Here is a 16,939-nt window from a genome sequence, read left to right as displayed (position 1 = left end):
CCCCGCCCCCGGACGGACGACCGTCACCGCACCGTGGGGACCGTCCCACCCTCGACGTGGGTCACCTCGACGCCCGGCAGACCCGTGACCCAGCGTGCGGCGATGTCCGCGAGCCGCTCCGCGCCGAGGGACGTGTGTCCCAACCCGATGACGTACTGCCCACTCGTGGGCCCGTCCGCGGACGCCGCCGCCGACGTGGGGGCCAGGGATCGCGGCCAGGCGTGCGCGTCGCCGGCCCCCGCCTCCTGCAACGCCCGGAGCAGCGCACGCATCCGTCCGCGTACGCGCCCGTTCAGCTCGTCGAAGTCCTCCCCCCGGCGGGGCAGGACCGTCACCACGGCCCATGCGGCGTGCCGACGGTGCAGGGGCGGCGGGGACAGCAGCCCGGGCCACGGATCCGTACCGGACTCCGCCGCGGCCTCCACTGTTTCCCAGGCCAGGTAGAGCTCCTTGCTCAGCAGGTCCCGGCCGTTCGGGCCGAGCTGTTCGGTACAGGAACGCACGGGTGCGCTGGGCGTCAGTACGGTCAGGGCCTCATGCGTTTCGTGCCCGCCCCCGGTGAGGGCGACGGGCTCGCGCCAGTCCCACGCGGCCCAGGTGCCGAAGAACCGCCGCAGCAGATCACCGGAGTCCGCGAGGTCGGGCGACTGCCGGACCGTGCGGGCCGCGAGCACCGCCCATGCCACGCCGGGCAGGCCACCGAACGGTGCCGAGTCCAGGCCACGGGCCCGCGCCCAGGCCTTCACGCCTCGCGCCAGCACCGTGAACCGCGATGCCCCAGCCGGGCCCACGGCCCGGGCGCTCACAGCCGCCAGTACCGCGTCCGCGTCGGACACCGAGCTCAGCGCGACAGCCGCGGCCTCACCCAGCTCCGCCCGCCGGGCGACCGCGTCCTTCGTGGGGACCGCTCCCGTGGCCACGACCACCAGGTCCACGTCGAGCCCTTCGACGTGGAACCGCAGCCCCGGCACGCGCGCGCCGACGACCTCCCGCATCCGCTCGGCGTCCGGCAGCGCGGCCGTGACCCGCTCCCGCACGGCCGCGAGGTCCACGGCGCCGGGCAGCGCCGCAACGGCGTCCACGTCGGATCCGGCGAGCGCGCAGCCCATGCGCCGCGACCCCGCGAGGTGGACGACGCCCCCGCCGAGCGCGTCCGTCAGCCGCCGCACGACCCGCTCGGCCGCCGCGTCGTCCGTGGCGGGCAGGACGGCCGCGGCGGCCGAGGGCGCGGCCCAGTCCTCCCGGCCCCGGTCGGGCCGTCCCGTGGCGGGCTCGGGAAGCCACCGCAGCTCGCCGGTGCCGAGGGCGACCGTGGCCCGCGGCCGCATCGGTTCGTCGCCGCGCCGGGACAGCAGGACCAGCTCGCCGACCCACACGCTCATCGGGGAGAGCCGCGCCGCGCAGTCGACGCCGACGGCGTGCGGGTCGGCGGCCCGGCCGAGGCTCAGGTGCGGGGTGAATCCGTCGTGGTGTCCGCGGCAGCGGGGGAAGCGCCGTACGAGCGCCTGCCACAGCTCCGCCCACGGCGTCTCGTCGTCGGCCGCGGGGTCCAGCCACACCGTGGCGTCCTGCCGGTGGCCGAAGGTGTGCAGCCCCTCCAGCCGTGCCGTGAACGGCGCGACCTGGGCGGCCGCCGTGGCGAGCAGCGGGGCCGCCCGCTCGAAGTCCGACTCGGGGACGAACCCGAACAGCACGTTGACGTGCGGCGGCCAGCGCCGGATCTGCACGTCGTGGTCCCGGCGCACCTCCTGGAGCGCCGGCCACAGTTCGCGCGGCGGGACCCACGCCAGTGCCGTACGAGCCGTCGGCGCGACGTCGAGCACGTCGACGGACGGGCCGGTGCCGCAGTTCAGGTCGGCGACGACCCCGTAGTGGTCGGAGACGTACAGCCCCTGAGGGGTGGGCGTGGTGCCGAGCAGTGCCGCCCCGGTCACCCGCGCGCCGCCGGCGGGGCGGACGAACACCCGGTCGAGACGGGAGGCGCGGCCCGACAGGGAGGCGACGGCGGCCAGTGGATTGACGCCGGGGTCGAAGGTGGGCGAGTCGTCGTGCGGCCCGTGCGTCTCGGTCCAGGCGTCGAGCATGCCGAGGGTGCGCGCAGGGCCCGGGCCTCCGTCGTTGAAGTCGCCTACGAGGGCCAGGCTGCCCTCGACTCCCGCCAACCCCTCTGCCAGCCGGGCGAGTTCGGCGCCGCGTCGGGTCGGCCCGTCCTCGGAGTGGTCGCTCGTCAGATGCGTGGCGGCCACGGTCAGGGGTCCGGAAGCGGTGTCGACGACGACGGCGGTGACGGCCTTGTGACGGCCGAGGACGTGCAGAGCCGCCTCCCGCACCGGGAGCCGGCTGAGCAGGAGGAGACCGCAGTCGTCGACGTCCTTGCCGTAGGGGTCGGTGCCGACGGTGTAGTGGGCCTGTACCCACGGCGCGGCCAGCAGCATGGCCAGCAGCCCCGCCTCGACCTCCTGGAGGGCGATGACGTCCGCGTCGGCGTGCTCGAGCGCCGCCAGCAGCAGCGGGCGGCGCAGGGCGGTGTCGATGCGGTGGCTGTCGTAGCGGTCCCAGAGCGTGTTCCAGGTCAGCACCCGTGTCCGGTCCCGCCCCGGTTCCCCCGGGGTGGGCTGCGCGGGGGTCCACCGCCGGGTGGAGGCGTCCCAGGCATGTGGCGTGCGCGCGGTGAAGAAGGGCGCACGCAGCCGCCGTGCCTCGCGCACCCGGCCGGCGCCGGACGCGTCGATGCGGTCGACGCCCGTGGCACGGTCCCACACCACCTCGCCGTCCGCCTCCACGAACAGCACCCGGTGCCACGGGATCTCGCCGCCCGGCACGAACGTCGGCAGCGGCACCCGCTTGGGCTCGGCGCCGCGCTGGTTGATGCCGAGCACGAACCGCGCGGGGTCGAAACGCGGGTCCCAGCGCACCCGGTGATAGATCTCGTCGCTGGTGCGCATCAGGTGTCCTCCCCGTCCGGTGAGCCGTCCAGTGAGCCGTCGCGGTCCTGCACGGTCCCGTCCGCGCCCACGTACCAGGTGCGGTGCGCCTGGCCGGGATACGGCGGCACGAAGCGGCGCAGCTGCCCGGTCAGCACGTCCGCCGGCACCGGATGCGCACGCCCGGCGTTGCGTCGCACCAGCTCGTCCTCGTCGGTGAGCAGCACGGCGTGCGTGACCAGCGCGTCCCGCCGGCCCGCCACGGCGTGCACCAGGGTCCGCTGGTGCGGGTTGAGCGACGTGGCGTCCCACACCACCGTGCCACCGGCCCCGAGCGCCTCGTCCAACCGCTGCAGGCCTTCCCGCAGCACCTCCCCGTTGGCCTTCTGATCCGCCCGCGAGCCGCGCGCCGCCCGCAGTCCGTCCAGCGAGACGCATGACGTAACGCCCGCCGACCGGGCCGCGAAGGCGCTCTTGCCGCTGCCGGACGGCCCCACGAGATGAACCAGCCGGGGGAAGTCCCCGCCCCGCCACCGCCACGTCGCCGCGACGGCCTCCTCCACCGTGGCGACCCGCCCCCGCGCGTACATCTCGCGCGCCTCCGCCCAGCAGCGGTCCGCCGCCTCGCCGCCGACCCCGTCCCTCGCCAGCGTCTCGCGCAGCCCGGCCCTCAGCGGCCGGAGCGGCGCCTCACCGAGCAGTCCGGCCTCCTCCGCGTGCAGGGCGGACCACTCCACCTGCTCCCGCGCCCGCTGCTCCCTCGCGACCGCTGCCGCGACGGCGTGCAGCACCCCGAGTTCGGCCGCGAACGACATCCGTACGAGCCCGGTCCGCCGCTCCGCGTCCGGGTACGGCCGGTGCAGCGCGGCGTGCAGTCCCACCAGGTCGGCGACCCGCCTCGCGAGCGGCACCCCCAGGGGTCCGGCGGCCCGGCTCATCAGCCATGCCCGTCGCGTGCGGTGCAGCAGCGCGGCGAGCACCCCCGCGAGGCGCGCGTCCCCGCGTACCCCGAGCGCGTCCAGCCGTACGCCGGCCTCGGCGGCCGCTTCCGCGTCCGCGTCTTCGTCCGCCGCCCCCACGTGCCCGGCCAGGACTGTCGCGTCCGCCGCCGCCCCGGACCGCACCGCCCACAGCGCGGCGGCCGGGCCGAGCCCGTTCGCCACGACGGTCGTGTGCATCCAGTGCGTCCCCGTCGTCACATGTCCGGGCCGCACCCACTTGGCGATCCGCCCGGCGAAGTCCTCCCGCGCGAAGCCCTCGACGGTGCGTACGACGTACCCCTCCTGCCGCCCGGTCTCCACCCGCAGCCGCCGCAGTACCCGCTCGTCGTACGTCCCCCGCCACAACACGGGCGGCGCCGGCACGCCCAGCCCCCGCAGGAACCGCACGGTCTCGTCCCAGCCCAGACACCGGTCGTGGTCGTCCCACACGGAGAACCCGTAGAAGTAGCCTTCCAGGCCGTCGTACGGGATCGAGTGCCGTGCGTACACGTTCTCCCCGCACACGCGCCATCCCTGGGGAATCCGCGCCCCCACCCGCCCCTGCAGCGCCTTGACCCAGGCGCGTGACGGATGGTGCGCGGAATCCACGGACCGCGCGTGCAGTCCGTCCGGGTACAGCGTCGTGTTCTCGCCGTCGAGTTTCTCGGTGACGACCACCTCCCGCCCGGCGAACCCGCCCAGCCCGGCGGTCCGCACATCATCCGCGGACGTGCCCGGTGACCAGGGCAGATGGGGGGTCCTGGGATAGGGGGTAGGCATGCGGGCCACTATAGGAGCGCGGAAACGGCGGCTCCATCGGATTACCGGCGGCCCCGGGTCCGGGAGGTCAGGCCGCCGCGGTCGCCTCGGCCAGTTTCTGGAACTCGCCGAGATCGTAGTTGGCGAGTGCCGAGTCCAGGTTGGTGAGCGCGCCGAGCCGTTCGACGAACCCCTTGGGGTCGTATTCGATCTGCAGGGTCACCCGGCTCGTCGTGTCGTTCAGCCGGTGGAAGGTGACCACACCGGCGTGCTCGACCCCCTCCACGGTGTGCCAGGCGATGCGGTCCTCCGGGACGACCTCGGTGAGCTCGGCGACGAAGTTCTTGTCGGCGCCCGGCAGTTGCAGCTGCCAGGCGAAGCGGCGGCCGTCCAGCCTCTCCACGAGTCGTACGTGACTCAGGAAGGCCGGCCATCGGGTCACATCGCTCCAGAGCGCCCACGCGACGCTGACGGGGGCTTCGACGTCGACGGTTTCCACCAGTGACGCGGACATGGGGTACCTCTCTCCAGGTCGAACGGTTTCGGGACTGGCCCGACGGTCAGGTCCGAAGCGGATACCCACGCACAGACGGCCCACACGGCCGGCCGGGCCGCCGGACAGCGGCACATGCCGGCAGGCGGGGGCCGGCTCTCACAGTCCGAACAACCCTGCCGCGTTGTCGTGGCACACCGCCCGCAGCCAGTCCTCCCCGAGCTCCAGCCGTTGCAGGGCGAAGAGCTGGTGCACATACGGGTAGGGGATGTTGGGGAAGTCGGAGCCGAGCAGGATGCGGTCGCCGAGCCCGGCCAGCCGGGGCAGGGCCCCGCGGGGGAACGGCATGAGCCCCTCGGTGAAGTCGGTGAACGCCATCGTCGTGTCCAGCCGGACCTCCCCGTACCGCTCGGCCAGGCCCAGGAACTCCTCGTACTCGGGCATCCCCAGGTGCGCGACGATCAGCCGCAGCCGGGGGTGGCCGGCCAGTACCCGCGCGATCGGCGCGGGTCCGGTGTGCTTGCCGGGCGCGGGCCCGGAGCCGCAGTGGATCACGACGGGGATGCCTGCCTCGGCCAGCAACCCCCATGCCGGCCGGAGGAGTTCGTCGGCCGGGTCGTAAGCCCCCACCTGCACATGCGCCTTGAAGACACGCGCGCCCGCCTCTACGGCCTCGCGGACATACGCCTCCACGCCCGGCTCGGGGTAGAGGGTGGCGGTGTGCAGACAGTCGGGGGTGCGGTGCGCGAAGTCGGCCGCCCAGCCGTTCAGCCACCGGGCCATGCCAGGCTTGTGCGGGTAGAGCATCGCGGTGAAGGCCCGTACACCGAACTCCCGCAGCACGGCGGTCCGTTCGGCCTCCTCCTGCCGGTAGGTGATCGGCCACTCGAGTCCACCGGTCAGCGATCCGAGTGCGTCGAAGTAGTCCCAGACCTTGAGCAGGACCCGCTCGGGCATGAAGTGCGTGTGGACGTCGACCAGCCCCGGGAGACCGAGGCTCCCCCAGAACCGCCGGACCTCTCCGGCCTCGGCGCCGGCCTGGGCGGGTTCGGCGGAACCGCCGGAGTCGACGGGTGCTGCACGGTGATCGTCCATGTCGCCAACGATCGGCCCGGCCAGGGTGGCGGTCCACTCCTTCGCGCGAGGAATCCGTGAGGGATCCGTCACCGCCGAGCGGTGGACGGCACACCAACAGGTCCCGGAGCCGTGATGGCTCCGGGACCCGAGTGGGCGTGCGGGGTCAGGCAGGCGTGATGTTCTCCGCCTGCGGGCCCTTCTGACCCTGGGTGATGTCGAAGGTGACCGCCTGGCCTTCCTGGAGCTCACGGAAGCCGGAGGCGTTGATGTTGGAGTAGTGCGCGAAGACGTCCGGTCCGCCGCCGTCCTGGGCGATGAAGCCGAAGCCCTTTTCGGCGTTGAACCACTTGACGGTTCCGCTGGCCATGCTGGTGCCTCTCGGTCGCTGTCGGGAACCGCACCGCGCGGAACCCGGAGGTGATCGCCCTGGTCCGGCACTGGACAGCAAAACACCCGCGCGGCAGCGCGGGCGGGTACTGCGAACCAACCACGACATCTGAGAGCGACGCTACACGGCGAAACCGGCGCCCACCAGACGGCGACGGCCGTGTTTCGCCGATCCGTTGGGGCGCGGAGCGACGAACGGGTGAGAAGACCGCCGCGGCGCCACCGCCGATGCCGCCGCGGCACCGCCATGGCTGCGGCGCCGTCTCCGTAGGCGGGCGGCCACGACCGAACCCGCCACCACGGCGCGGCCGACCCCGGTCGATCCGGTCCGCCGCCGCCTCACCGAGCAGGACGAGCCCCGCTCGGCGGCGAAGATCACCCTCGCGCTCGGCCGGGCACACGGCCGCGGGCCCCCGGCGGAGAGAAGGGGTGGAGTACGCACTTCCGGATATGGTCTTTTCATATGCCATGTCGCTTGATGGGGAGGTCGTACGGTGAATGCCCCCCAGACGGCGGGCCAGACGCCGGAGCAGCCTTTGGGGGCTGTCGGGTACGCGGGTGTCCTGCGCGAGCTGCTGCCGATCGCCCTGTGGCGGGAGGACGCGGACGGCCGCATCGTGGAGTGGTCGCTGGCCGCACAGGATCTGCTCGGGTACCGGCCGCAGGACGTGCTCGACCGGCTCGCGTCGGCCCTGCTGGTCCCGGAGGGCAACCGTGAGCTCGCCGACCAGCTCACCTGTCGCGTCCAGGGCGGGGAAACCGTCGTCGGCACCCTGTCGGTGCGCCATCGCGAAGGCCATCAGGTCACGATGGAGATGTGGATCGTGCCCGCCGCCGACGCGCGGGGGCGGCCCGGAGCTCTGCTGATCGCCGTGGAGACCTCCCAGGTCCTGCGCATGCGCGACTCCCTGGCGGCCCTGGAGAGCCTCTTCAGCCAGTCGCCCATCGGCCTGGCGACCCTCGGCGCCGACCTGCGCTTCCTGCGGGTCAACGACGCGCTCGCCCGGATGAACGGTGTCTCCGCCGCCGAGCACCTGGGCAGGCGGCTGACGGAGGTCGTGCCCGGCGTCAACGCCCTGGCACTGGAGTCGACGATGCGGGAGGTGCTCGACAGGGGCACGGCCGTCGTCGACGTCCGCCGCACCGGGCGCACCCCGGCGGAACCCGACCGCGAACGCACCTGGTCGTGCTCCTACGCACCGCTCGTCGACGGCACCGGCCGGACGCTGGGCCTGATCGCCTCCCTGATCGACATCACCGAGGGCCAGCAGGCCGAACACGAGGCCGAACGCGCCCGGCGCCGCTTCGCCCTGCTGGCGGAGGCCGGCACCCGTATCGGCACCACTCTGGACCTGCGGCAGACGTCGGAGGAGATCGTGCGGATGCTGGTGCCCCAGCTCGCCGACTCCGCCGACGTACAGCTCCTCGAAGAGGTCCTCGCACCCGACGAGTCCACCGCCGCCACCCACGGCGTGGTGCGGCGCATGGCCGCCCTCTTCCCCGACCCCGCCGCCCCGACGGCGAGGCTGCTGCCGGGCATGACCTCCCGGATCGCGCGCGGCTCCCTCTACGAACGGGTCATCGCCGACGGCCGTCCCACCAACCTCTACCGATCCGACGTCCCGGCGCTGGTCACCGATCCGCGCGCCGACGAGTTGCGCGCCTACCTCGTGAACCTGGGTTCCGCGAGGCTGATCCCGCTGGTGGCCCGGGGCAAGGTGCTCGGCGCGGTCGTGGTGACGCGGCTGCGCAGCCGTGAGCCCTTCGACGAGCAGGACAGTGTGCTCATCGACGAGCTGGCGGCGCGCGCGGCCCTGAACATCGACAACGCGCTCATGTACACCCGGCAGCGTGCGGCTGCCCTCACGTTGCAGCGCAGCCTGACCAACAGCGCCCTGCCCGCCGTCCCCGGCCTCGAGCTCACGGGGCGGTACCTGCCCGCCAGTGAGCACGACGTCGGCGGCGACTGGTTCGACGTCATCGCACTGCCCCAGGACCGCACCGGACTCGTCATCGGGGACGTGATGGGGCACGGCGTGCACGCCGCGGCGCTCATGGGCCAGCTCCGCACAGCGGTGCGGGCGCTCGCCCGGCACGACATCGACCCCGCCCGTCTGCTGCGGTCGCTGGACACCGTCGTGGCCGACTTGGGAGAGGACCAGATGGCGACCTGTGTCTACGCCGTCCACGACCCGGCCTCCGGCGGATGCCTCGTGGCCAGGGCCGGCCACCCCCCGCCGGCCGTGGTGACGCCCGGCGGAGTGCTCACCTTCCTCGACGGCTCGCCTGGGACCCCCCTGGGAACGGGCGGACAGCAGTTCCGGACCGAGGAGGTCCCGCTCCCCCCGGGCAGCCTCCTCGTCCTGTACACCGACGGGCTCATCGAAGCCCGCGGCAGCGACCTCGACCAGGGGCTCGACCGCCTCGCCCGGGCCCTGCGCTCCCCCGGGCGGCCGCTCGCCGCACTCTGCGACGGCGTCCTCGAGCAGATGCTGCCGTACCCCGCCCAGGACGACGTGGCGGTGCTCATGGCCCGACCGCAGTGAGCCGCGGCGGGCACCGCACGGCGGCGCGTCTCACGAGCGGCGCAGCTGCCGCGTTCGCACGGCAGCCCGGCGCGGGCGGGCATGACATCGGCGGCACGAACACGGGTACACGGCCTGCGGAGGTTACTCAATGGTCGAGGCAAGCGATATCCGTGAATGGCGCGGTCATGACGTGGTCGATCCGCAGGGGCACAGGATCGGCGTCCTGGAGTCGGTCTACGTGGACACCGGGACCGACCTGCCCAGCTTCGCCACGGTGACCGTCGGTCTGCCCACCCGGCGCCGTCTGGTCTTCGTGCCGCTCCTCGGGGCGACGGTCGGCCCGGGCTATGTGAAGGTCGCCCACCACAAGAACGCCGTGAAGAAAGCACCGTCGATCGACACCGACGGCGAACTGCTCGCCCCGGACGAACCAAAGGTCTTCGCACACTACGAACTGGACTATGCGCCGGGCGTCGGCGGCGAGCGACGCCTTGCCCGTCGCTGACACGTCGAGGCCCGCAGGAGAGCCAATGAGCCTGTTTCTGTTCCTGATCCTCCTTGCCCTGGTCATGGGCATCATCGGATTCGCCGTCCACGGGCTGTTCTACCTGCTGGTCATCGGCGCTGTCGTGCTCCTCGCCGACCTCTGCTACGCGGCGGTCCGGTTCCGCCGCGGCGGGCGCAGGCACCGTATCGCCCGTTGACCGGTGTTCCGGGGTCGCCGGGGCCTTCGGAGGGCGGGGCCGTCAGCGCGGAGCGATCGCCGCCTCGGTCGCCGCCTTGATGCGGGCGCCGAAAGCGTCGGCATCCTTGCGGGCGGCGGCGAGTGCCAGGCCGACGAGGAGCTTGCCCAGTCCGTGCCCTTCGAGAACGTTGAAGATGCGGACCCGGGTCCTGCCGCCGGTCAACCGCTCCAGGTCGTAGCCGCCTTCACGTACCGTCACGGAGTTCTTCGAGGCCTCGGTCCAGCGGAGCCGCACCGGGGCCTCGAGAGCGGTGATGCGGAACTCCCTGGCCGTCTTCATCCCGGCGTCCTTGACCGTGCTCCTGAAGACGGTCCCCACCGTGGTCGGCGCGTCCGGAATCCGCTCGATCCTGAGCACCCGGGGACTGAACCGCGGATCGTTGCGGCCGTCGGCGAGGTAGGCGAAGACCTCCTCGACAGCCCGATCGACCTCCACCGTCGCTTCGAACTGTCCTGACATGGGCACTCCTCATCGGTCGAGTCGCACGGGCGCGAAGGTCACGCCCCGCACCGCCCGTACCGTCGCGGCGGCGCCGCGCCCCCATGGGACCACCGAACGTCTCGAGCGGCAACGGCACGCTCACCGGATGCGGGCCCGTCCCTGCCGGTGGCCCACCGAGCCCGGTCCGCTCCGGGCCGCCGCGGACGACAGGCTCGTCCGCAGAACCGGTGGGAGGGCGCCGCGTCCCCGACGAGTCTGATCCGCAGGCCACTTGAGACGAGCCGGAACCCGGAAGACCGGAACCTGAAAGAAGGACGCCCTCGTTCGACGCCGCATTGTGTGAGGGCTTCCCCGCCCTGTCGGAGCCGCGTCCCCAGGGGGTGGTGGGCGCCGTCGGCGCGGGCATGCGTCACCCGGGCATGCTGACGACGCCGGTGCGGGAGACCGACGCCGACGTGGTGGTGCTCTCCGGCCGGTGCACGCTGGTGGATCACAGCGCTCTCGACGACCTGCTGCCCGCGTTGCACCGAGGTGGTGTCCCGGTTCTCGCCGCCTGCGTCTTCAACTCCGGGCTGCCGGCCACGCCGCGGCCGGCGGAGGGAGCGACGTTCGACTACGCGCCCGCCCCGCCGGACATCCTGCGCCGGGCGACGGGATCGCCGACGTCTGCGAGGCGCACGGCGTGACGCTTCCTCAGGTGTGGGCGCGTGAACGGCGATGTCCCGTAGCGGGGTTGCCGTCCGTCCCCCGCGGGTGTTGCCGGCGAGGTCGAGAGCCGACGCCGTTCGGCATCCCCTGGGACGGGTCGGGCCCGCCGGGGGAGCGGCGGGCCCGGTCCTGGTGGCCGAGGCGGGATGTGTACCCGCGGAGAGTTCAGCGCTCAGGCACTGGCGTGGCGGCCCGAGAGCGCCCTTCGTGGAGCGGCATGGTGCACGGACCTGCCCTCACCGGCGGCCCGCTGACGCGACAGCCACAGCGAAGTCACGGACAGCAGACCGGTGAAGACCACCAGGAACAGCACCGACACCCACATCTGCCGGCTTCCGGGGTCTTCCCACCCCGTCCAGGCGGCCGATGCGGCCCACAGGAGGGCACCGCCCCCGTAGACGGGGCGGACGCGCCGCAGCTGCCGCACGGCACGGACGGATTCGACGTGATCATTTTTCTGTGCCATGTGGGCCCAGGTACCCCGATCCGCGCCATCCATCTCTCACCAGGAGGACACGGTTCGAGTCGGCCGGCCCCCGGCACCCCGTCACGTCGCGAGGCCGGCCGCCCGGTCCGGGGCGTGCGGGCCGCTGTGCAGGACGGCGAACAGTCCCTCCCATCCGCGTCCCCGGGGTCGAGGACCGGTGTGTTCACCCCGTCGGCGCGGTGATCTCCCGCTTGAGGATCTTGCCGCTGGGGCCGGTCGGCAGGGCGTCGACGAGCCACACCTCGCGCGGGTACTTGTACGCCGCCACCCGGCTCTTGACGAACTCCCGTAGCTCGTCGGGCGTGGCCCGGGCGCCCGGGCGCAGCACGACCGCGGCCGCGATCTCCTCGCCCAGGTGGGCGTGCGGCAGGCCCACCACGGCGGCCAGGGCGACGGCCGGGTGCTCGTGCAGGACCTCCTCCATCTCGCGCGGGTAGACGTTGTAGCCGCCGCGGATGATCATGTCCTTCTTGCGGTCGACGATGTACAGATAGCCGTCCTCGTCCTGCCGGGCGAGGTCACCGCTGCGCAGCCAGCCGTCCGGGATGGCGACCGCTGTCTCCTCGGGACGGTTCCAGTACCCCTTCATCACGTTCGGGCCGCGCACCGCCAGTTCGCCGACCTCGCCGGGTGCGACGTCCCGGCCACTGCCGTCGAGGAGCCGCACCTCCACGTCTCGGATCGGGGTGCCGACGGAGCCGGCCTTGCGCGGACGGTCGGGGTGGTTGAACGTGACCACCGGGCTGGTCTCGGACATGCCGAAGCCCTCCAGCACCGCGCAGCCGAAGCGCCGTTCGAAGCCGTGCAGGACCTCCACGGGCAGCGAGGCCCCGCCGGAAACACACATCCGCAGTGTCGACACGTCCGCCGGCGACGGGTGCTGGAGCAGCGCCGCGTACATCGTGGGAACACCCTCGAAGACCGTGGCCCGGTCGCGGGCGATGGCGTCCAGCACGGCCTGCGGTTCGAAGCGGGGGATCAGAGTGAGGGAGGCGCCCGCGCGGACGGCCACGCTCATGGTGCAGATCTGTCCGAAGATGTGGAACAGCGGCAGACAGCCCACCACCACGTCCTGGGGCGTGATGCGCTGCACGTGGACCGCGTTGACCTCGGTGTTGTGCCGCAGCCCGGAGTGCGTGAGCGTGGCGCCCTTGGGGCGGCCGGTGGTGCCGGAGGTGTACAGCAGCACGGCCACGTCGTCGACGCCGGTCTCCGCCACTTCGGGCAGTGGTGCGTGCCCGGCCAGGAGTGCGGCGAAGGCGGCGGGTTCGACGGCCAGGTGCCGCACCCCTGCGGCGGCCGCGCCCTGCGCGCCCTCGCCGGGCGCCCGGTGCCACTCGCACAGCAGCACCGCCCCGGAGTCGTCGAGGTGGTACTCGGTCTCCCGCGTCTTCAGCAGCGGGTTCATCGGTACGACGATCCCTCCGGCACGCAGGATGCCGTAGTACAGGACGACGAACTCGGGGACGTTGGGCAGCATCAGGGCGACACGATCCCCGGGGCGCACGCCCTGTGCCCTCAGCAGCGCGGCGGCGCGGGCGCTGCGCTCGTCGAGCTCGGCGTAGCTGGTGACCTGCTCGCCCAGGCGCAGCGCGGGACGTCCCGGCTGCCGCTGTGCCGTCTCCACGAGGTACTGCGCAAGATTGGCCATGACCGCCTCCACGAACGTCACCGTTGAAATCCGCTGTTCATCTCGACGACATGGTGCTGCCGCTCCTGACGACGGCCTATGGGCGGCAGGACAGCGCCTCCCCTCCCGGATTGTCCCCAGGAACAAAATGAGGGCGTTAGGCTGCGGTAATGGAGATCTCGGGCGTGGCCGCGGCGCTGCACTCCAGGCTGCCGGAACTGGGTGAGCGGATCGCGCAGCGCATCCGCTCGGACGTCGACGCCTATGACGAGGAGTCGCTGATCCCCTTCGACTCCCTGCGCCGCTCGTGCACCGCCAACGCGGACCTGGTGTTGAGCCACCTCGGTCACCCGGACGCCCCGGACCCGAGCCCGGCCCGCGAGACCGGCCGCGTACGCGCCGAACAGGGCGTGCCACTCGCGGACACCCTGCACGCGTACCGCGTCGGCTTCGAACTCCTGTGGACGGAGATCCTGTTGGAGTCACGGTCCCATCCCGAGGTCTCCGACGACCAGTTGGTGTCCCAGTCGGCGGAGATATGGGCGTTGTTCGGGCTGTACGCGGAGGCGGTGGCGGCGGCCTACCGGGAGACCTCCGCCGAGTTGACCTCAGAGCGTCACGCCCGGCGCTCGGCCCTGGTGGAGGCGCTGTTCACCGGCGTCATCGCCGACCGGACGACGCTGTGGGAGGCCGCCCGTGAGCTGGGCCTGCCCGAGCACGGCCCCTACGCGGTCGCCGCGGCCGCGGCCGGCGCTCCCGGCCAGGAGCCGCTCGCAGGAGTCGAAGCCGCGCTGCACCAGGCCCAACTACCGTCGGCCTGGCGGCTCTTGCCGGACCATCAGATCGGTCTGGTCGCCCTGCCCACACCGGCGGCGGAGAGCACCTGTCTGCGCGTCCTGCGCCGAACACAGGCCCGCGTGGGCGTCAGCCCGTGCTTCCACTCCCTGCGGGACACTCCCCAGGCTCTGCGCTTCGCTCGTCTGGCTCTCGCCGGGCTGCGCGGGACCGGTGCCGGCGTCGCGCGTTTCGACGACAACCCGCTGGCCATGATGGTGGCCGCCGCCCCGGCGGAGGCGGCGCATCTCGTGACAGTGGTCCTCCAGCCCCTGCTCGACCTCCCGGTCGCCGAGCGCGCCCGCCTGTTGGAGACCCTGGAACACTGGTTCGGCGCCGCCGGTTCGGCCACCGACGCGGCCCGGAGCCTGTTCGTCCACCCCAACACCGTCCGTTACCGGCTGCGTCGCGTCGAGGAGTTGACGGGCCGCTCCCTTTCCGATCCGCGGGCGGTGGCGGACATCGGCGTGGCGCTCCTGGCCGTCCGCAACCATGGCGTCGGACCGGGTGAGAGGTCGCCGGTCGCAACGGAGTGAGTTGCCCGCTCACGGGGTGGGCCGGACCCGGACAGACCGGGGAGGGACCTGCGTGAGCCTGCGAACCGCCGGGCCCGCCACCGTCTGCCTCACCACCCTGCCCGCCGTCTGCCTCACCACCCTGCCCGCCGTCTGCCTCACCACCCTGCCCACCGCGGCCGCGGCCGGCCCGTCGTCCGCCCGCGCCGCCGGCCTCAGCCGCTACCGCGACCAGCAGCCGGGCTGGAAGAGCTGCGTCCTCGGCCCCGACGACGGCACCGGCAGGAGCTGGAGAAGGCCGGAGCCCGCTGCGCCGACGTCACCGTGCCACTCGACGACGCCGATCCCGGCGGCCGTACGATCACCCTCGCCCCCTCGCGGATCAAGGCCACCGACTCCGCGGGAGGCTGCCCGGATCGGATGTCACCTGCACGACCGCCGGGCACACCGGAGCTACGCGCGATCTCCGCGGGGCGGTGAGGCACCACCCCGACAGCGTCCTCGTGCCGACCGGCTCTCCCGCGGCCGGTCGGCACGTCCGCGATCGGGGAACGCGTGGGGCCGGGGGACGCGGTTTCCGGGCCCCGCCGCGATCTCCCTTCTATCGTGGAACGGCACAGTGACGCTCGGCACCGAGACAGGCGGCAGGCCATGAGAAAACCGCGGATCGACTATGTGGCGGTCTTCCGAGCCCTCCCCGGCATGGTGGCCCTCCTCACCCCCGACCTGGTGTACGCCGACGCCAATGACGACTTCCTTCGGCTGGCCGGACGGACCCGGGAGCAGTTGCTCGGCCGGTACATCTTCGACGTGTTCCCCGAGAACCCCAACGACCCGGCCGCGGCCGGCATGCGCGAGACCCGGGAGTCGATGCTGCGGGTGGTCGCCACCGGTGCGCGCGACACCATGGCACTGCTGCGCTACGACATCGAGGATCCCCACCGGCCCGGCCTCTGGCGCGAGCACTACTGGAGCCCGGTGAACGCGCCCGTCCACGGCCCCGACGGACAGGTGGTACTGGTCGTGCACCGGGTGGAGGAGGTCACCGAACTCATCCACGCCCGCGGCGGCACGAACGGCGGGGCCCGGGCCCGGGTGCTGGAGGCCGAGCTGTACACCCGGGCGCGCGAGCTGCAAGAGATCAACGAACGGCTCCGCCAGGCGCACGCCCATGAGCGTGAGGTCGCGCTGGCCCTCCAGGCGGCGATGCTGCCCGCGCCCGGCCCGACCGGGCCGCACGCCGCGGCCGTGCGCTACCGACCCGCGATCGGCGCGCTGAACGTGTGCGGCGACTGGTACGACCTGGTCGACCTGCCCGGCGACAACCTCGCGGTCGCCGTCGGCGACGTCGTGGGGCACGGCCTCGCGGCGGCCTGCACCATGGGGCAGCTGCGCAGCGCCCTGAGCGCCGCCTGTCGGGTGGCCGACGGCCCGGCGCAGGCCGTGGAGGCCCTCGGCCTGTACGCCCGCTTCGTCGAAGGGGCCCAGGCCACCACCGTCGTGACGACCTTCATCGACTGGGACAGTCACACCGTCGCGTACAGCTCCGCGGGCCACCCGCCGCCCGTCCTCGTGCACACCGACGGCACCGTCACGCTCCTCGACCAGGCCACCGATCCCCCGCTCGCCGCCCGCCCGGAGCACCTCCCCCGCCCTCAGGCCCACACCGGATTCGCCGAGGGCGACACCCTGGTCCTGTACACCGACGGTCTGATCGAGCGCCGCAGCGAGGACATCTACACGGGCCTGGCCCGGCTCGCCGCTTCCCTCACCCACCACCGGCACTCGCCTCCCGAGCCGCTGGCCGACGCCCTCCTGGCCGACCTCCTGCCCACCACCGGCAACACCGACGACACCGCCCTGATCGTTTTGCGCCTGTGACTGCCCCTCCTGACTGCGCGCTGGGTCGTGTTCGCTGTTCAGGGGAGAGGACCGGTCGGCTCGCGGGTGCCGGGACTGTCGGGGCGAGCCGTGTGGTCGGGGTGGTCGCGGGTGCGGCGGGCTTCCTTCATCTCCGCCTCGTACAGGTGGTCGCGCCCGTCGGCCAGCTGCTCGACCGCCTCCTGCTCCAATTGCCTGAACGCCCGGTAGTACGTGCCGTCGTACGCTTCGACGATCTGGAACGTCCAGTGGCCCGGGATGACGTTGCGCCCCAGGATCTCCGTCTCGACGCGTTCGGCCCATGCCCCGTGGCCCGCCCTGCGCAGCAGCTCGACCGCGCGATCCAGTTCCAGGTCCGCGGTGCCTGTGAGCTGGTGGAACGAGTAGAGGTGTCCACGGGCCCGCTCGATCGTCTCCAGCGCTTTGGACAGCGATCCGAGCGCTTCCACCGTCTCGTCGCCGACACCTTCGGGGCGCCGGTGCTCCTCGTCCGGACCTTGGCGGTCACCCATCGTCGCCACTCCCTTCGACCTGTGAACAGGAATGGGG

Annotated in this window: 15 protein-coding genes; 6 read left to right on the top strand and 9 right to left on the bottom strand. The window is 73.0% G+C overall.

Going from position 1 to position 16,939, the window contains the following annotated elements; genetic code table 11:
• Positions 1–23 precede the first annotated feature (23 nt).
• The 5 genes from ACFWBB_RS01360 to ACFWBB_RS01340 form a co-directional block, all read right to left on the bottom strand.
• Positions 24–2,945 (bottom strand): poly(A) polymerase, encoded by a 2,922-nt coding sequence (locus ACFWBB_RS01360; protein ID WP_385265298.1) that lies wholly within the window; start codon positions 2,943–2,945, stop codon positions 24–26.
• Positions 2,945–4,684: an RNA ligase family protein gene (locus ACFWBB_RS01355; protein WP_385265295.1), complete on the bottom strand. Its 1,740-nt coding sequence runs from the start codon at positions 4,682–4,684 to the stop codon at positions 2,945–2,947. The genes ACFWBB_RS01360 and ACFWBB_RS01355 overlap by 1 nt, the downstream gene beginning before the upstream one ends.
• Positions 4,685–4,751: 67 nt before the next feature.
• The gene (locus ACFWBB_RS01350) at positions 4,752–5,177 is read right to left on the bottom strand and encodes an SRPBCC family protein (protein ID WP_385265292.1); all 426 of its coding nucleotides are present in this window, start codon (positions 5,175–5,177) and stop codon (positions 4,752–4,754) included.
• A gap of 138 nt (positions 5,178–5,315) precedes the next feature.
• Complete coding sequence (locus tag ACFWBB_RS01345; RefSeq protein WP_385265289.1) at positions 5,316–6,251, bottom strand: amidohydrolase family protein; 936 nt, start codon at positions 6,249–6,251, stop codon at positions 5,316–5,318.
• A gap of 145 nt (positions 6,252–6,396) precedes the next feature.
• On the bottom strand, positions 6,397–6,600 hold the full coding sequence (locus ACFWBB_RS01340) for a cold-shock protein (RefSeq protein ID WP_037751662.1): 204 nt from the start codon (positions 6,598–6,600) through the stop codon (positions 6,397–6,399).
• A 514-nt stretch (positions 6,601–7,114) separates the two neighbouring features.
• On the opposite strand from ACFWBB_RS01340, the gene ACFWBB_RS01335 reads away from it, so the two are divergent.
• From ACFWBB_RS01335 to ACFWBB_RS01325, 3 genes are all read left to right on the top strand, one after another.
• Entirely contained in the window at positions 7,115–9,166 is a 2,052-nt protein-coding gene (locus ACFWBB_RS01335; RefSeq protein ID WP_385265285.1) for a SpoIIE family protein phosphatase, read from the top strand.
• A gap of 130 nt (positions 9,167–9,296) precedes the next feature.
• The gene (locus tag ACFWBB_RS01330; RefSeq protein ID WP_385265283.1) at positions 9,297–9,653 is read left to right on the top strand and encodes a PRC-barrel domain-containing protein; all 357 of its coding nucleotides are present in this window, start codon (positions 9,297–9,299) and stop codon (positions 9,651–9,653) included.
• A gap of 25 nt (positions 9,654–9,678) precedes the next feature.
• Positions 9,679–9,852, top strand: coding sequence for a hypothetical protein (locus ACFWBB_RS01325; RefSeq protein ID WP_385265280.1), 174 nt, complete (start codon positions 9,679–9,681; stop codon positions 9,850–9,852).
• A gap of 42 nt (positions 9,853–9,894) precedes the next feature.
• Here the strand turns inward: ACFWBB_RS01325 and ACFWBB_RS01320 are convergent, their stop codons facing one another.
• Complete coding sequence (locus ACFWBB_RS01320) at positions 9,895–10,353, bottom strand: SRPBCC family protein (protein ID WP_385265277.1); 459 nt, start codon at positions 10,351–10,353, stop codon at positions 9,895–9,897.
• A gap of 401 nt (positions 10,354–10,754) precedes the next feature.
• Here ACFWBB_RS01320 and ACFWBB_RS01315 point away from each other — a divergent pair, with 401 nt between their 5' ends.
• A complete protein-coding gene (locus tag ACFWBB_RS01315; RefSeq protein ID WP_385265274.1) occupies positions 10,755–11,021 on the top strand; it encodes a hypothetical protein in 267 nt (88 codons plus the stop codon).
• A gap of 194 nt (positions 11,022–11,215) precedes the next feature.
• On the opposite strand, the gene ACFWBB_RS01310 is transcribed toward ACFWBB_RS01315, so the two are convergent.
• Entirely contained in the window at positions 11,216–11,509 is a 294-nt protein-coding gene (locus ACFWBB_RS01310) for a hypothetical protein (protein WP_385265271.1), read from the bottom strand.
• A gap of 184 nt (positions 11,510–11,693) precedes the next feature.
• Complete coding sequence (locus tag ACFWBB_RS01305) at positions 11,694–13,181, bottom strand: long-chain fatty acid--CoA ligase (RefSeq protein ID WP_385265268.1); 1,488 nt, start codon at positions 13,179–13,181, stop codon at positions 11,694–11,696.
• A gap of 149 nt (positions 13,182–13,330) precedes the next feature.
• Here ACFWBB_RS01305 and ACFWBB_RS01300 point away from each other — a divergent pair, with 149 nt between their 5' ends.
• Together ACFWBB_RS01300 and ACFWBB_RS01295 are read left to right on the top strand one after the other, a co-directional pair.
• On the top strand, positions 13,331–14,530 hold the full coding sequence (locus tag ACFWBB_RS01300; RefSeq protein ID WP_385265264.1) for a PucR family transcriptional regulator: 1,200 nt from the start codon (positions 13,331–13,333) through the stop codon (positions 14,528–14,530).
• A 630-nt stretch (positions 14,531–15,160) separates the two neighbouring features.
• Positions 15,161–16,390 (top strand): PP2C family protein-serine/threonine phosphatase, encoded by a 1,230-nt coding sequence (locus tag ACFWBB_RS01295; protein WP_385265261.1) that lies wholly within the window; start codon positions 15,161–15,163, stop codon positions 16,388–16,390.
• Between the two features lie 38 nt (positions 16,391–16,428).
• Here ACFWBB_RS01295 and ACFWBB_RS01290 read toward each other — a convergent pair whose 3' ends face one another.
• Entirely contained in the window at positions 16,429–16,902 is a 474-nt protein-coding gene (locus tag ACFWBB_RS01290; protein WP_385265258.1) for a hypothetical protein, read from the bottom strand.
• Between the last annotated feature and the right edge of the window lie 37 nt (positions 16,903–16,939).

Origin of the sequence: Streptomyces sp. NPDC060000 (assembly GCF_042737375.1) — a bacterium.
Taxonomy (GTDB): domain Bacteria; phylum Actinomycetota; class Actinomycetes; order Streptomycetales; family Streptomycetaceae; genus Streptomyces.
The sequence above is the reverse complement of the archived record's forward strand: the minus strand, read 5'-3'. Positions and strand labels throughout refer to the sequence as shown.

What these genes read in the sequence shown, in the direction of transcription:
- ACFWBB_RS01360 (WP_385265298.1), bottom strand. Translation starts at nt 2,945, where the DNA reads ATGCGCACCAGCGACGAGATCTATCACCGGGTGCGCTGGGACCCGCGT.
- ACFWBB_RS01355 (WP_385265295.1), bottom strand. Translation starts at nt 4,684, where the DNA reads ATGCCTACCCCCTATCCCAGGACCCCCCATCTGCCCTGGTCACCGGGC.
- ACFWBB_RS01350 (WP_385265292.1), bottom strand. Translation starts at nt 5,177, where the DNA reads ATGTCCGCGTCACTGGTGGAAACCGTCGACGTCGAAGCCCCCGTCAGC.
- ACFWBB_RS01345 (WP_385265289.1), bottom strand. Translation starts at nt 6,251, where the DNA reads ATGGACGATCACCGTGCAGCACCCGTCGACTCCGGCGGTTCCGCCGAA.
- ACFWBB_RS01340 (WP_037751662.1), bottom strand. Translation starts at nt 6,600, where the DNA reads ATGGCCAGCGGAACCGTCAAGTGGTTCAACGCCGAAAAGGGCTTCGGC.
- ACFWBB_RS01330 (WP_385265283.1), top strand. Translation starts at nt 9,297, where the DNA reads ATGGTCGAGGCAAGCGATATCCGTGAATGGCGCGGTCATGACGTGGTC.
- ACFWBB_RS01325 (WP_385265280.1), top strand. Translation starts at nt 9,679, where the DNA reads ATGAGCCTGTTTCTGTTCCTGATCCTCCTTGCCCTGGTCATGGGCATC.
- ACFWBB_RS01320 (WP_385265277.1), bottom strand. Translation starts at nt 10,353, where the DNA reads ATGTCAGGACAGTTCGAAGCGACGGTGGAGGTCGATCGGGCTGTCGAG.
- ACFWBB_RS01315 (WP_385265274.1), top strand. Translation starts at nt 10,755, where the DNA reads ATGCTGACGACGCCGGTGCGGGAGACCGACGCCGACGTGGTGGTGCTC.
- ACFWBB_RS01310 (WP_385265271.1), bottom strand. Translation starts at nt 11,509, where the DNA reads ATGGCACAGAAAAATGATCACGTCGAATCCGTCCGTGCCGTGCGGCAG.
- ACFWBB_RS01305 (WP_385265268.1), bottom strand. Translation starts at nt 13,181, where the DNA reads ATGGCCAATCTTGCGCAGTACCTCGTGGAGACGGCACAGCGGCAGCCG.
- ACFWBB_RS01300 (WP_385265264.1), top strand. Translation starts at nt 13,331, where the DNA reads ATGGAGATCTCGGGCGTGGCCGCGGCGCTGCACTCCAGGCTGCCGGAA.
- ACFWBB_RS01295 (WP_385265261.1), top strand. Translation starts at nt 15,161, where the DNA reads ATGAGAAAACCGCGGATCGACTATGTGGCGGTCTTCCGAGCCCTCCCC.
- ACFWBB_RS01290 (WP_385265258.1), bottom strand. Translation starts at nt 16,902, where the DNA reads ATGGGTGACCGCCAAGGTCCGGACGAGGAGCACCGGCGCCCCGAAGGT.